This is a genomic window from Desulfosporosinus cupriresistens (genome assembly GCF_001707885.1).
Lineage (GTDB): Bacteria > Bacillota > Desulfitobacteriia > Desulfitobacteriales > Desulfitobacteriaceae > Desulfosporosinus.
This window is the reverse complement of the sequence record NZ_MASS01000025.1, coordinates 41,574-57,107: the sequence shown is the minus strand read 5'-3', so window position 1 is coordinate 57,107 and position 15,534 is coordinate 41,574. Positions and strand designations below refer to the sequence as shown.

Below are 15,534 nucleotides of genomic sequence, written 5' to 3'. Positions count from 1 at the left end.
GCGCTACTCTACCACCTAGATAGGGTTTCTCTTCAACCAGATAAACCTCGTTTCCTGCCTCGGAAGCTTCTATTGCGGCCGTTAGTCCGCTTATTCCTCCTCCGACTACTAGAATACTCTTATATGCCATCCTTTTACCTCCCTTATATGCCAATAGACTCTCGGTTTTTGCCGAGCCAGTTGGATCAAGAATTTCCCTGAACCAACCTAATAGCAATCCTCCTACCTTTAGCGGGAAGATATTTGCTTTCATCGACTGGAAAACCCTAAATAAGGTAACTGCCAAGCTATTTCTAAACCAAAATTGGTAGGTTCTGGCTAGACACAGAATAATCATAGCTTCTAAAAATCGACAATCAATATGATTTTTTTCACATATTCGTATATAAAAATAAGATCACATCTTTTGCTTCAAGGCATGATCTATTTAGTTTAAATCACAGTATGATGTACAAACTAAACTAAATTAAGATTAGCACTAAGGTCATAATAAGTCAACATGAGCACAATTAATATATTATATAGTAAATTTATTCTTTAGTAGATTATTGAGTCGTAATTACGCAAAATTTGTAATCTTTGCTTCCGTAACAGCTTCTAAATGTAGAAAATGCAAGATGTTGTCCATAGGCTAAATATCGACTATTAACATGTTCTCTAATCCACAAGCATTCGCCATATAAATTTCAAATTAAGAGATGGGAATTTTATATTTATTTTTCAGAACTTTTTTTATCTTTTGTTAATGATTGTATCCCAATTGTTGAAAAGGTCATTTCTCTCTAACTCCGGTAACTATACAGAGAACTATCCTAAACCCTTGGGTTCACATTAGAATAGAAATTCTTGATTAGTAAAAAAGAAGGGGATGTGTGAAAACTCAGTCTCCAAAATTCCAAGTGGTTACAACAATCAATAAGCGTCCTCATTTCACTATTAAAGTGGAGTGAGGACGCTTGTGTTTTGATGATATAGAAGCAAAAGTGGGGATGTGACAATATAGTAACAAGTTTTAGCACAGCCCCCTCTTTTTTAATTCCCAGCTTTTTTATCGCTAGTAGCGGTTACCAACGATCATGATGAACCCTCGTTTCAAGGTTACGTAAAATGAAAGTTTAGTTTCAGTTGCATAGTTTCTCCAGCCAATATTTGTCAACAACAAAATAGGCAGGATGAAATCCTGCCTATTATTTAATACTGTCTGTTACTATTTGTTAGCTTGCCAGAGACCATGAACTGTACAGTATTCCCTAACCTCAAGAACGTCGTTGGAATTCACCAAAAATGAAGCCTCTGGTGCTTGGTTTGGTGCAAGTTCAGCTCTTAGAACTTGATCCTTGGTCAAAACCTCTATAAATCGTATAAAATGTTTCTCTTCCATCGGGTGTGCTACGCTACCCACTTTGACTTTTATACCTCCGTCGACCGACTCAATAACAGGAACATGCTTCTCCAGACTAGCATCTTTACTTCCAGCCGCCAATTTATCCATGGGTTTATTACAGCAGACCAACGCAGATGCCCCTGTATTGACAACCTCAACAACATTTCCACAAATACTACAGACATAAAGCTCTCTTAAGTTTGTCATTTAACATGCCCTCATTTCTTTTATAAAATTTCCTATTCTTAGTATTCTCCAAAAAAGTAAGATTTCCTCCTTAAAAAAATTACTTTTTTATAATTACAATCAACAATTCTTGATTTATATTTAGCTCAATCGGTTGTAGTAAGTTTCTTAATTTTCATTTATAGAATTCCTTTTAAAATATAGATTATTTAATTAAAGCAATGGTGAAAACAAGCGTGCACTCGATTCTTTAACACGATTCGCTAACGGACGCTTTTTGTACTCCTCCAACAGTATTTCTTTACTATCAGCAAGATCCTGATGAAAATCCTGTTCCAGGCGTAGCGCAAATTGGCAATCATAAATAAAGGCGCTAATTTCAAAATTTAAGCTAAAACTGCGAATATCAAAGTTAGTCGATCCCACGACTCCAATTTTACTATCAAGTATTAGAACTTTAGCATGAAGAATTCCTTTTTGATAACGATAGATTCGGACACCCAATTCTAATAATTCTTCGACATACGAATGAGATGCCCAATATGTAATCTTATGATCAGGAACACCTTGTAAGATTATCCTGACGTCTAAACCGCTAAGGGCAGCTGTTTTCAAGGCCATGACAGATCCTTCATCGGGGATGAAATAGGGTGTTTCAATATAAATTGTCTTTTCTGCACTAGTTAAAGCCACAAAAAAGATTTGCAACATGGATCCCCAATCCGAATCAGGGCCAGTGGCCGCAATTTGCGTCATTTGCCTTCCGAAGTATTGAGGTTGCGGATAATATAAGAGATCATTAATGTCCTGATGAGTCACGCCATTCCAGTCATTTAGAAAAACATTTTGCAGAAAGTTAACGGAGTCTCCCTCCAACTTAAGAAAAGTATCCCGCCAAAATCCGATTCTCTTATTACGTGACAAATATTCATCCCCAACATTTAATCCACCTATAAAACCCACCTGACCATCAACCACAACGATTTTGCGATGATTACGCAGATTAAGCCGTCTCGACAAAAAAGGAAAACGGACAGGATAGAATCCTTCCGCTTCTACCCCAACTTTCCTCAACTCTCCAAATCGTTTCGTGAGGGATCGATTTGCCAACCCATCTACGAGCACGCGTACCTTAACTCCTTGAGACGCTTTACTAATCAACAGGTTAAGAATATCTTGACCAATCGCATCGTAATGAAAAATAAAGAATTCCAGATGAATGTGATCCTTAGCGCCTTCTAGTGCAGCAAAAAGGGCCTTAAATGTATCTGCCCCATTGGTTAGTACTTCAAAACGATTATTGAGGGTTAGTGGCGCTGCAGCATCGTTAAGCAAAAGCTGAGCTAGCTTCTTATTCATTGAAATAGTACCTGCTCGGTCAATGTCCTCTGCCTTCAGCCTAACTTGCTGCTCTTTCAGAATTTCCTCAAATTGCTCCTGTCCCCCTTGTTTATGCCGAGAAAGTTGGTGTTTCCGAACAACACGTCCGAAAAGCAAATAAAGCAGAGCACCCATAACGGGCAGAGCTCCAAGAATTAGTAACCAGATGATAGTTTTCGTTGGGTCCCTGTTTTCCAAGAAAATAACAGAACCCAAGAAAACAAGCTGCATCAGTGTAATCAAGCAAATGAATCCTAAAAGAATGAAAATGCTATTAACCTCCTCTAGAAAACATCCTGTACAATTCGCTGTAAGTCGCTGGCAGAACGGCACCGATAAACTTTCGAACAATAGTTTTGATATTCTTTCATCATATTATCCCGCTCATTCCACTCCTCTAATTCTAAAGGATTTAACCAAAAGACATTACGCACCTTTGCAGCGATTTGCGCCAAGTATTCCGTTTGAGCTGGGCGGTAGTTATTTTTACCATCTCCCAAGATAAGTAGGGTCGCCCGTGATGACACATCGTTTAGTTTGTTCTCAGCGAGTTCTCGAAATACCGTTCCATAATCCGAAAACCCAGAAGTCACTTTATCTCCCGAGCTTTTAATCTCTTGTTTAGCTCTGCTAAGATCATCATCACAAACAAACTCAGAAACATCCCAGACGGAATCAATGAAGAAAAAAACACGTATCTTACGGAAACGGGCTCTAAGACACGTCACCATATAGATTAGAAACTCGACGAACGCGGCCATAGAATTCGAGACATCGCATAATACCACCAATTCTGAAGCTCGTGGAATTTTATTACGATAATTCAAATGGAAAAGTAAACCATCCCATTGTACACTTTGCCGAACAATCTGGGAGATGTCAATTGTTCCTCGGTGACTATTTTTCCAACGCGTCCCTGGCCTAACTGCCAATTTTCGCGCCCATTTCCGAATACTCGATTTTACAAGTTCTTTCTCTTTTTCTGTCAATGTACTTAAAGACTTGATCAACCAATGCTGTCGCACAAGGGGTTCCCAACTGTTCTCCTCGCTAACTTGAGCTGTAAATACCCGCTGCTGAATTTCACTAACAAGAGAGGCTCGACTGTCCTGATGTTTGTACCAAGTCTCTTCTGAAAGCTCACCACGTTGAAAGGCTAAATCATAGGAATTGATCCAAGTATAATAGTCCATTTCTGCTAATATTGTTTTAACCATATCTTCAAATTCTAATCCATGAGAAGTTAGTTCCTCAAGTCGAGAAAAAGGAACTAGCTTAGTGATGTGTGAAAAATCCAAACTGTTTCCTCTTGTGGTAAGGCTAACTCCTCCACTTCCACGTCCTATGCCTTGCCCACCGATTCCTGAACTGTCTTGATTTTCTTCTAAGACAGGATTTTTTGTCTCGTTCTCAGCGTTATTCAGAGTACTCGACTCTGGATTTTCTAATAGGATTCTCCAAACCGTCTCAAAGATCTCAGTATCTTGGGGGCGGTGAATTAAAATAGATTTGATTATTTGTTTTTCCGATAATTCTGGAAAGCGTGATAAACAGGTTTGAACATCAAATATATCTTGAGAGGAAATCGATAGAGAAACCTGTCTCAAAGCATGAACTAACCGAACAAAATTCCATCCATCCATAGTCTCCGTCCCTTTGCATTATTTTAAGTCGGCGCTCAAAATTAATAAATACCCACTTAGCGACGCTGGGCAGCCTCACTCTCCCATTTTCTGAGACGTTCCTCCAACTTTGCAATATCTTTTGGATATTTCAATAACACACTAAGGGTTCCCATGAGTTCACCATAGTTTAATTCTGTTTGATGAAGTGACTGCAGGGCTCGAGCGAAATCGATTGTTTCAGATACACTCGGAAGCTTTTGTAAGGGCAGCTTCCTTACCCTAGCAACAAACTCACAAACATCCTTTGCTAATCGTTCGGAAATCTCAGGAGCTTGAGTACTAAGGATAGAAATTTCTCGTTCTAACGACGGATACGTCAAATAAATGTGTATACAACGTCGTCTTAAAGCATCACTAAAGTCACGAGAATTATTACTGGTTAAGATCACAACTGGCTTTGTGTTTGAATAAATTGTACCTATTTCCGGTATTGTGACCTGAAATTCCGCAAGTAACTCTAAGAGAAAGCTCTCAAACTCCTCATCGCTCTTATCTAGTTCATCAATCAATAACAGAACAGGTTCCTGAGAAAGGATTGATTCAAGCAGAGGCCTAGAAAGCAAAAACTCTTCCGAGAATAGATCAACTTTTATCTGATCCCAATCTTCAGTCTTGGAAAGCTGTAAACGTAAGAGCTGTTTAGCATAATTCCAATCATATAATGCCTTATTTAAATCAAGCCCTTCATAACACTGCAACCTTATTAATTTCCGTTTCTCTACACGCGCCAGTGCCAATGCCAATTGTGTCTTCCCAACCCCGGCTGGTCCCTCAATAAGACAAGGTTTTTCTAAGGCCAAAGCAAGAAACAACGTAGTTGCTGCTTCTTTATCAATAAGATATCCTTCTTCTTCAAGCACACGAGTTAAATCTAAAGGAGACGTCACCTGATTTCCTCCTTTCCTCAACTATTTTCAATTATACTACATTTGCTAGGATTGATGTCAGAATAATCTTATTTTTACTTCTTTTTTGCTATAGTCGCTTTTTTTCTTAGATCTACAATCTTCCCTAGAAGCATTTCCTTTGGGCTGATGATGATTTCAAAAGCACTTTCCAACCGTTTAATATAGGAAACCTCTTTAGCGCTCACAATAGATATTGCCGTACCGCTTTCTCCAGCCCTGCCTGTTCTCCCGACTCGATGCAGATAAAGTTGTGGATCTTCTGGCAAATCAAGATTAAAAATATGAGTGATCCCTTTGATGTCCAATCCTCTGGCCGCCAAATCTGAAGCCACGAGCAAGCTAATCTTACCGCTTCTAAAATCATCCATTGCTTTCCTTCGATCGGTCTTGTTCGCTCCCCCGTAAATTCCTTCCGCTTCTAAACCATGGAATTTAAGATTCCCTACCATCTTCTCTATTTCCTCACTTTTATTGATAAAGATTAAGGCTCGTGTTGGGATAACCAAGCGAACCAGTTTTCGCAAAACTTCAATTTTATCTCTTTGCTCAGCTAAGAAATATTGGTGGGTAATGGTGGGAGCAATCATCACTTTATCAGTAATGCGAATCACCTCTGGGTTTTTTAATACCTCAGAAGCCCGCTGTAAAGTTACCGATGGTAAGGTGGCAGAAAACAACAAGAGTTGTGTTCTGCTCAACGTTGTTTTAATAACTGCTTTTACCGTGTGAGAATTGTTTTCGTCAAGTAGGCGATCTGCCTCATCAAGGACTATCGTCTTAATTGTTTGGGCAGTAATTTTTTTCTTCTGGATTAGTTCAAGAATTCGTCCACTGGAACCCACAATAATATGCTGTTTGTTCTTTAGTTTTTCGATTTGTCGCGTGATATTTACGTTCCCTATAATTACAGCTGAGGTGACCGCAAGCCCTGAATCTTTAACTAATAGTTCAATTGCTCTTTGAATTTGGATGGCCAGTTCATGCGTTGGTGTAAGGATTAAGGCTTGGACTTCTCGCTTTTGCGTATCAATCTTTTGAAATATAGGAAGAAGATAGGCTAAGGTTTTTCCCGTACCTGTTTCCGATTGGCCTACAACATCTCTATTCCCTAATATGAATGGAATCGTTTGTTCTTGAATTGCTGTTGGTTTGGTGATTCCCTCATGTTTTAGGCCGGCTACTAGCGCCTCGTCAAGCTCGAAGTGATCAAATGATGTTAACATTGAAATCTCCATTCTATTTAAAATGAATTGTATGACTGCTATCATCTTCTCCAGCATGACCAGCATATTGGCATGATTTCACTATTATATCCTGTTTTATAGTTTTAGAGAAATTTTAAGCTCCAATGACAATATGAAGATCACAGGCGGCAGGGATACCTAAGCAAGTTCATTCTATCATGAAGTTATATTTATCCTTTATGATATATAATGGTCTGTTTTTACTTTCGTCATATATCCTTGCAATATATTCTCCTAAAATGCCAATTGAGAACAGCTGTACTCCGCTGAAGAAGGTTATTGCCACCATTAGTGATGCCCAACCAGATGAGGTCGATCCTCCAGATATTTTTTGTACTATTGAGTAGATAAGAATAATGAAGGCCAAGATAATAGTTAAAAAACCTATTGTAGACATCAATTTTAATGGCTTTGAAGAAAAAGATATTATTCCATCTCCAGCAAATTTCAGCATTTTTTTGAGAGGATATTTTGTTTTCCCTGCAAAACGTTCATCTCGTTCATATTCGATATGTGTTTGATTATAACCTAACCAAGCAATCATACCCCTCACAAATCTATTTCTTTCGGGCATAGCGGAAAATGCAGTTGCCACACGTTTATCAATCAGTCTAAAATCACCTGTGTTTATTGGAATATCAACATCGGACATATAGGCCAAAACCCTATAGAAACATTTAGCAGTGAAACGTTTGAATATAGTTTCACCATTTCTTTTTTTGCGTTTGCCATAAACTACATCATAGCCTTGGTGCCAAAGATCAACCATGTTTTTAATTTGCTCGGGCGGATCTTGCAAATCGGCATCTATTAATACGATTGCATCGCCTAAAGCCAGATCTATACCACATGTAACCGCAGTTTGGTGACCGAAGTTTCTAGAAAAGTTGACTACCTTAACTTTCTCATCACGGGTTGCTAACGCCCTTAATATATTAATAGTATTATCTTTACTGCCATCATTGATAAACAAAAGCTCGTAGCAATATCCATTATCTTTCATTACTTTAGTTATTCGCTGATAGCATTCCTCTGCAACTTCTTCTTCACAATACATAGGTATAACTATCGATAATAAATATTTTTCGCGCATTTTTTAACCTTCCTACCTCCAAACGTCCATACTTTATTTAAAATAAAGTTCAATGTCATTCCCAATAAGGTTGCTATAATCTGGCTTATCAATTTATTTAAGCTAAAAATTGAGACTAAAGCATACAGCACAAAACTGTTAAACAATAAGGTAATACTGTTAACGCCTATAAATTTATAGAGGATCTTTGAGTGACGCTCATTTGAATTGAATACCCATCCCTTATTCCATAAGTAACTATTTATTGTACCAATACTATACGAGAGGACATTGGCTACAATATAATTGACACTAAGAAAGACCATTAGAGAGTAGGAAACGCAGGAGATCGCTGTATTTAATACTCCTACTACGCTGAATTTTAAAATCTGTAACATGTCTCCCCTTTAATCCTCCAATTGCCAAGATTATGAAAATCCAAGAAATTACAAAAGCGTACCTGGCTTGAGCTTCAGTGATTAAGAGAAGTATCACAAACCCGCAAAATAATAATAAAAAGAAGCTTATTTCTTCAGGACGATCTCTGTTTCTCAGCAGAGATTTAATACTAAAATACAAAAGAAATAGATAAAACAACGTTGTTACTATCAGAATTTCCGATTTCAATTTTCTTATTAGATTAGCAGTAGGACTACTTTCAGGAATATTTTTAGTTGCCCATTCATAAGCACTCATATCTGGATCTGCCCATTCAGATCCAAATTTATACAAGTAAAAAGTTGAGATTTTTTGTGGTGAGGCGTTTAATAGTCTTTCTTTAATTATCTGTTTACTGGCTTGCGTAATTTTATCCGGATCATGGTTATAGATTTCTGGAAGTTTGGCGTCCTCGACGTTCCAATGCCCGTTAGACTCAAAATTTGTTCCTTTCAAAACTGATGTCCAGATAGGCTCTTTAGAGTTCCATAGATGAGTTTCAGTTATCCCATTATAAATAAGTATAGAACTAATTAAAAATATTGGTATAAAATAGGTAAGGAGCATGAAAGGCATCAAGAAATAAAGTTTTCTTACATCTCTAAACAAAATCAAATACATTATGTAGGCGATCAGAAAAACCGAACCAACCATTCTAAACATATTTGCCATAGCAAGCGCTAGACCACAAAAACATAAATTCCTTAACTCGTTCCCATGAAACTTCTTCTTTTTATTAATAACTAACATAAAGTAATAGACGCTTATTAAATAAAAGGTGATCGCTATATTTTCGGACATGGTTTGGGAATTATACATAATAAATGGCGGAAATATTGCAAGTAGGAATGCAGCCAATAAACCAAGCCATACATCATATATTTGCTCGACAATTTTATACATATAATATATGGCCAGAGTTGAGAACAATACATTCATAAACTTTATTATTATAAGTGGATTTGACTTAAGATTATAAAAAATTGAAAAGTACAAAACTGTTATAGTATCATGTGCAAAGCGTGCAAAATAAGCATAATTATGAAATCCCGTAAAATTACCTTGTTGAATTTCTTTAGCATATTCGTACATTAGTCCGAAATCAGAAATTGGAATAGTAGGAACTAATAAAATCCATAGAAGTCTCATTGAGAATCCCAATAGGATTATCAAAATCAGAGTATTCCTACAGCCTAATCGATTTATTAATTTACAAATCCAGCTCTCAAACCTCTTTTTTCCGTAAACAACTACAAGAATGAATAAGCAACATATAAGTGAAAAGCTTTTGGCCACTAATGAAAATGAAGACGATGAAACCGCAAAATAGCAAATGCAGGCTATTACTATAATATTTAGTATAATTAGAGCTAACTTAGATAAACACTTGTTAGCAGCATTTCTGTTAAACATTGAGACATCCTTTCTGAACTCTACCTCAATATTACTTATTTGATGCCTAGCTCTCTATTATTCCTTTTTCCTGTAATCTCATAATTCGTCAATATTATGAAAATACCTTCTTTTTAACAAATTAAATTCCTTTTACCTGTAATGCTATGACCTGTTATGGAACAGCTCTTAGATGAAACAAAACAAACATTGCGATCATTTGTGATCGCGATGTTTGTTTGTTTTATTCTCCTTTAAACTCAAATTTCAATTTTGCCTCAGCTGGATTTTCCCAGATCAGATAGGCTGCAAATGATTTACCCGATTTCGATTTAAACCCTTTTATTAACGGTGTTTTTCCTTTCTTTAATAGACTTTTAATTTGATTTGGAGTGAGCACTTTACCGTAGATCGGATCTTTCCATACTACGAAGCGACATCCTTCTCGCCAACTCGCACACCCAAACCCCTTCTGCCCTTCAATCACATCGCCACCGCACCTAGGACAAAGCCCTAACGTTACAGCCTTATCCTCCACAGTAGACTTTCCTGCCATTCCCCCGGCAATCTTCGCCGACTCTCGGTCCTTCAGCGTATTCTTGCTGTTTGTTCTCTCCCCTTTCTTTCCTGCTCCCTGAGTTCGAGATGAAGGTGCAAGAGCCAATGGGATTTTACCGTTTTTGTGCTCGAAGAAACGCAATTCCTCGATAATTCGACCAATGGCGTCTTCCACATCCGCCATATAACTTTCTATCGTTAGTTCTCCATTCTCTACTCTTGAAAGATTGAACTCCATCTGACCAGTCATTTCAGCGCTAATCAAGAGTTGAGCTTGAGGAAGCCGTTCTTTAATGAGACGAATAAGTTCGGACCCTTTTTCAGTAGGTTTCAACACCTTTTGCTCTTGAAGCATGTATCCCCGTTCGATAAGGTTTTCTATGATTGCTGGCCTAGTCGCTACAGTGCCCAACCCTTTGCCTTTCAATTGCTGGCGAAGCAACTCATCATCAATTTGCTTACCTGCGCCTTCCATTGCTTTAAGCAGATCTCCCTGGGTAAAGCGTTTTGGAGGTTTGGTGGTCTTTTCCTCGCTATAAACACGTTTCGTACGCACGTTTTCCCCCTTAGTCAAAGGAGGTAGTGTAACATTTTCATCCTCTGTCTGTTCTTTGCCATCCTTCTTTTTGGTTTTACGTGTGATTTTATCCTCAATTTCATCCGGTCCGTAAAGCTTTTTCCATCCCGCACTTAACAGAACCTTGCCTCTCGTGCGAAAGGGCTCACCCTCAACCTCAGTTATCACGTCGGTCTGATGATATCGAGCAGGCTGAAGCCAAACGGCCAGGAAACGACGAATTATTAAATCATAGAGTTTTTGCTCTTCGGTCGTAAGTCTTACGATGACGACTTTCTCCGTTGTCGGTATAATGGCATGATGTGCAGTAATAGTATTGATCACACGCTTACCCGAAGGCACACCAAAACCAATTGCTTCATCCACAAAATTCGTATAAGGCTCTTGACGAACAGCCTTGAGATGGTCTGGTAATTTGGATAACAAATCCTCCGGTAAGTAAGCGCAATCGGTTCGAGGATAAGTAATAGCCTTTTTCTCATAAAGAGACTGGGCCAACTGGAGAACCTTTTCAGCACTGAAGCCGTATCTCTTAGAGGCAGCTATCGTCAGTGAAGTTAGATCAAATAGAAGCGGTGCAGGCTCTTGGACATCCTTCTGCTCCATTTTGGTTATTTTTCCTGGTTTATTTTGCGTTTTGGCAACGATGTTCAGCGCATCTCGAGGATTAGTGATACGCTTCGACTCTTCACTTGAATCAAACCACTTGCCTGGATATTCCCCCTGAGCTGTCACGAACTCAGCCCGTACTTCGTAAAAACATTGGGGTACAAAACATTCAATCTCCCATTCTCGTTCTACGATCAAGGCAAGTGTCGGAGTCTGCACCCTTCCTACCGAAATGACATTAGGTTTTTTTCGCACAGCATCAAAACTCCCGAACAACGCTGTAAACCCTTCAGTTAGATTCATACCAAAATCCCAGTCGGCGAATGCTCTGCCGTAACCAGCAGCAGCAAGCCCAGCCACCGATTCTGCGGGCCGAAGATGCTTTAACCCTTCCCGAATCGCAGCTGTCGTCAGCGAGGAAATCCACAGCCTCGACAAGGGTTTATTGCACTGGGATACATCCCACACTTCCTGAAAGAGTAACTGCCCTTCTCGATCAGCATCTGTTCCGCAAATAACCTCTTCGATTTCTGAAGACTTCAACCACTGTTGAATCATCTGAAATTGTTTGCTCGCCCCAGGTTTGACCACACGACGAAAATCGTTCAAACTTGGCAAAACAGGCAAACGCTTTAAACTCCAGCGTCTGCCGACTCGCTCCAGATTCATATAAGCTTCCGGTCGCTCCAGCTCTAAAAGATGACCATAGCACCACGTAATTATATACTGTTCACTTTCAATATACCCGTCTTTCTTGACCTTGACACCCAAGGCTGTAGCATATTCACGAGCTTGAGACGGTTTTTCTGCTACAATTAGAGTTTTTCCCATGCCTTAGGCCTCTCTTTTCTCTTAATCCAGATTCTATCAGTTTTCCAATTGATATACGCAACATTTGCATATGGGACTAATCCTTCTCTTTAAGTTTACCATTATTAGGTATTGTTTTTAATGGTTAATTAATATTTATTTGATACCTATTAAATAAAATATGGGACTCCATTATAGCATATATCGAATCGTATCTTTGTGCAGCTTTTAAACGAACAGAGCGGTTTTCCTTCTAAACAACCAAAATGCGTAACAAGCACAAAAACACCGTTTAAAAAACGGTGTTTTCTCATTATTAATAATGAATATATTAAATTTCATCTCATTCCTGATAAAGTTTTAGGCCCCTTCAGAACTCCAAGAAGCAAGGTAACGTTCTTGCTCCTTAGTCAATGTGTCAATTGATAAACCTAAGGATTGGAGTTTAAGTGTTGCAACTTTCTCATCAATCTCTGCATTCACTTGATAAACTTTTGCCGATAGTTTGTCGTGGTTCAATGCAACGTATTGTAGTGATAGCGCCTGTAAAGCAAACGTCATGTCCATGACTTCCGCTGGGTGCCCATCCCCAGCAGCTAGATTAACTAAACGTCCCTCTGCCAAAAGGTATACTTGTTGCCCACTAGGAAGCGTATATTCAGTTATGTTAGTCCTAGCAGTTTTCTCAGAGATTGCTATTTCTTTCAGTTGTGCTACGTTAACCTCTACATCGAAGTGTCCCGCATTACACATGACAGCACCAGATTTCATTAAAACAAAATGTTCTTTATTAATAATATCTGTGTTGCCCGTCACCGTTATAAAGAAATCACCGCACTTTGCTGCCTCGACCATTGGCATTACTTCGAATCCATCCATCAGCGCCTCATTTGCTTTAATAGGGTTAATTTCGCAAATGATAACTCGTGCTCCTAACCCCTTTGCACGAAGTGCAACCCCTTTACCGCACCAGCCATATCCAGCAATGACAGCTGTTTTGCCGGCAACTACCAAATTAGTTGTTCGCATAATCCCGTCCCAAACAGATTGACCAGTACCATATCTGTTATCAAATAAGTACTTACATTGAGCATCATTGACAGCAATCATTGGAAACTTCAGAACCCCATCACTCTCCATAGAATGCAAACGCAGAACACCCGTTGTCGTCTCTTCAGCACCTCCCTTGACTTTCTGGAGAAGTTCAGGGCGAGTTGTATGTATCGTTGATACGAGATCTCCCCCGTCATCAATGATAAAGTCTGGTTCCGTATCGAGAGCCAATTGTAGATGATGATTAAATTCTTCATCCGTCGCATTATACCAAGCATGTGCTCCTATTCCTTGTTGAACAAGTGCAGCTACTACATCATCCTGAGTGGAAAGCGGATTACTAGCGACCACAGTCACTTCAGCACCACCAGCTCTTATCACATGCGCTAAGTAAGCTGTTTTAGCTTCTAAATGTAAACAAATAACTACTTTCTTTCCAGCAAAGGGGAGTTGTTCTTCAAATTCCTTCCGTACCATATTAAGTACTTGCATCCGAGGTGTTACCCAATCAATTTTACGTTGCCCAAGAGGTGCTAATCCTAAGTCTCGAATAGTGAATTTCATGTATTTATTTACCTTCTTTCTTTTCTTAATATTTTGATGCAGAATATTACAAAACTACTTTGTGAAATACCTCGCTCATCTCAAGGATTAAGTATCCTCAGATCAAATAAGTCCTTCCTAAGCGCTACTATGATTACTTTAATATATGTCTCTGCACTAATTATACTCTAAAACGCTTATTATTTCTTATACATACACTGAGAAAAACTGATTTGCTTTCTTTATCTCTGACCATACGCATTAAGATAAAAGTTTCGCATTCCTTCAATATCATCTTGCGTTAATTCCACTGCACCGCCCATGAGCTGGGCGAGAATTACGATTTGTGCAGACTTCTCGACTACTTGACAAACCCTAAAGGCCTCTACTAAATCCCGACCTGCGCCTAACATACCATGGTTGGCAAGCAAAACTGCGTTACGTTCATTCATAGCTTTAACGGTATTAATTCCAAGTTGTACAGTTCCTGGTAGCGCGTATTCGTTTACTCGCACGCATCCACCTACAATCTGCACCAAATCTTCGATCACTCCTGGAATTTCTTTTCGTGCTACGGCCATAGCTGTCGCGTAGGGACTATGTGTATGTACAATTGCCTGTATATCTTCACGAGAATTATAAATCGTCAAGTGCAATGGCACTTCAATGGAAGGTTTTCGAGCTCCATTAATAATATTTCCTCTTAAGTCTAATATAACAATATCCTCAGGCACTAACATGTCGTAGCTCATACCGGTTGGAGTAATAGCAAAATAGTCTTCTCCAGGAATCCGACAACTGATATTCCCCCAAGTTCCGACTGTAAGGTTTGTCGACAACATTTTGATTCCTTTTTCCACCACTTTTTTACGGGTTGTAAGTAGTTTATCCATTAAGTTTTCACCTTCCCATTTCAAGTCACAAGAAACAAAATTGACCTTCACTTTTTGTTATTTCCAAATACCATCATAGTAATTTTTTGAGAAATTAGCAAACAGACTTTCTATGTAGCTTTTGGATCTTAGTACTAGGGGTTGTAATCCTTGAAAAAAGCTAAACCTAGGCCAATTTCAGCCTAGGTTTAACGAGCATAATTAACTTTTATGATTAAATAACTCGGCTTTGTGACAGACCACAAGTCCAGACCGTCTCTGTTGCGTTTACGCGCTACCTATAGATGGCAAGAGTCCCTGTAGCCAAGACTTGAACAGGACTTTAGTGGTTAGAGCTCCGCCATGGATGGCATGGTGCCGTGATGGCGAGAAGGGACTTTAGAACGATAGATTATTCGTCCCGATGGCACAAAAAAAGGGAGGCTACCCTCCCTAGAAATTAGACGCAACCGGTTGGTTTAGGAAGACCTGCAACTTTACAGGCGCCTTTTCCTGGACCACCTGGAAACAGTACATAAATCTTCTTTTGATCAAAACCAGTGTCTTTACACATTTTCCGAACCATTGGTGCAACACCATATTGTGCATAATAGTCTCTAAGGTAGTTGATCAGTTTCCAATGTTCTTCAGTAAGCTCCTCCACATCCTCAGTGGCAGCAAGAGCCAGTGCAACACTTTCATTCCAAGCTGCAGAATCCTCGAGAAAACCATCTTCATCCAATTCTACTGTTAAATCACCTACAACAAGTTGAGCCATTTTAATTTTTCCTCCTTTGAGTTTATTAAAATTGATAACTGTTTG

General features: G+C 38.9%; 13 protein-coding genes. All 13 read right to left on the bottom strand.

Annotated features, from left to right (window positions below):
* The coding region (locus DSBG_RS21840) for an FAD-dependent oxidoreductase (protein ID WP_141694298.1) at positions 1–130 on the bottom strand (130 nt) is incomplete at its 3' end.
* A 1,077-nt stretch (positions 131–1,207) separates the two neighbouring features.
* Complete coding sequence (locus DSBG_RS11655; protein ID WP_009616834.1) at positions 1,208–1,591, bottom strand: desulfoferrodoxin; 384 nt, start codon at positions 1,589–1,591, stop codon at positions 1,208–1,210.
* A gap of 192 nt (positions 1,592–1,783) precedes the next feature.
* Complete coding sequence (gene cls, locus DSBG_RS11650) at positions 1,784–3,193, bottom strand: cardiolipin synthase (protein WP_242877574.1); 1,410 nt, start codon at positions 3,191–3,193, stop codon at positions 1,784–1,786.
* A gap of 41 nt (positions 3,194–3,234) precedes the next feature.
* Positions 3,235–4,593 carry a VWA domain-containing protein gene (locus DSBG_RS11645; RefSeq protein ID WP_068964500.1) on the bottom strand — a complete coding sequence of 453 codons (1,359 nt, stop codon included), beginning with the start codon at positions 4,591–4,593 and terminating at the stop codon, positions 3,235–3,237.
* A 56-nt stretch (positions 4,594–4,649) separates the two neighbouring features.
* Positions 4,650–5,522, bottom strand: a complete 873-nt coding sequence (locus tag DSBG_RS11640) for an AAA family ATPase (protein WP_068964499.1) — start codon at positions 5,520–5,522, stop codon at positions 4,650–4,652.
* Between the two features lie 74 nt (positions 5,523–5,596).
* The gene (locus tag DSBG_RS11635) at positions 5,597–6,778 is read right to left on the bottom strand and encodes a DEAD/DEAH box helicase (protein ID WP_491005736.1); all 1,182 of its coding nucleotides are present in this window, start codon (positions 6,776–6,778) and stop codon (positions 5,597–5,599) included.
* A 157-nt stretch (positions 6,779–6,935) separates the two neighbouring features.
* The gene (locus DSBG_RS11630; RefSeq protein ID WP_068964497.1) at positions 6,936–7,880 is read right to left on the bottom strand and encodes a glycosyltransferase family 2 protein; all 945 of its coding nucleotides are present in this window, start codon (positions 7,878–7,880) and stop codon (positions 6,936–6,938) included.
* On the bottom strand, positions 7,853–8,185 hold the full coding sequence (locus tag DSBG_RS21835; protein WP_242877572.1) for a GtrA family protein: 333 nt from the start codon (positions 8,183–8,185) through the stop codon (positions 7,853–7,855). The genes DSBG_RS11630 and DSBG_RS21835 overlap by 28 nt, the downstream gene beginning before the upstream one ends.
* Positions 8,172–9,458 carry a glycosyltransferase family 39 protein gene (locus DSBG_RS11625; RefSeq protein WP_176716257.1) on the bottom strand — a complete coding sequence of 429 codons (1,287 nt, stop codon included), beginning with the start codon at positions 9,456–9,458 and terminating at the stop codon, positions 8,172–8,174. The genes DSBG_RS21835 and DSBG_RS11625 overlap by 14 nt, the downstream gene beginning before the upstream one ends.
* A 475-nt stretch (positions 9,459–9,933) precedes the next feature.
* Positions 9,934–12,264, bottom strand: a complete 2,331-nt coding sequence (locus tag DSBG_RS11620) for a type IA DNA topoisomerase (RefSeq protein ID WP_068964495.1) — start codon at positions 12,262–12,264, stop codon at positions 9,934–9,936.
* Positions 12,265–12,603: 339 nt separating this feature from the next.
* Positions 12,604–13,860, bottom strand: coding sequence for an adenosylhomocysteinase (locus DSBG_RS11615; protein WP_068964494.1), 1,257 nt, complete (start codon positions 13,858–13,860; stop codon positions 12,604–12,606).
* 221 nt (positions 13,861–14,081) lie between these two features.
* Positions 14,082–14,732 (bottom strand): class II aldolase/adducin family protein, encoded by a 651-nt coding sequence (locus tag DSBG_RS11610; RefSeq protein ID WP_068964504.1) that lies wholly within the window; start codon positions 14,730–14,732, stop codon positions 14,082–14,084.
* Between the two features lie 439 nt (positions 14,733–15,171).
* Entirely contained in the window at positions 15,172–15,489 is a 318-nt protein-coding gene (locus DSBG_RS11605; RefSeq protein ID WP_068964493.1) for a TusE/DsrC/DsvC family sulfur relay protein, read from the bottom strand.
* Between the last annotated feature and the right edge of the window lie 45 nt (positions 15,490–15,534).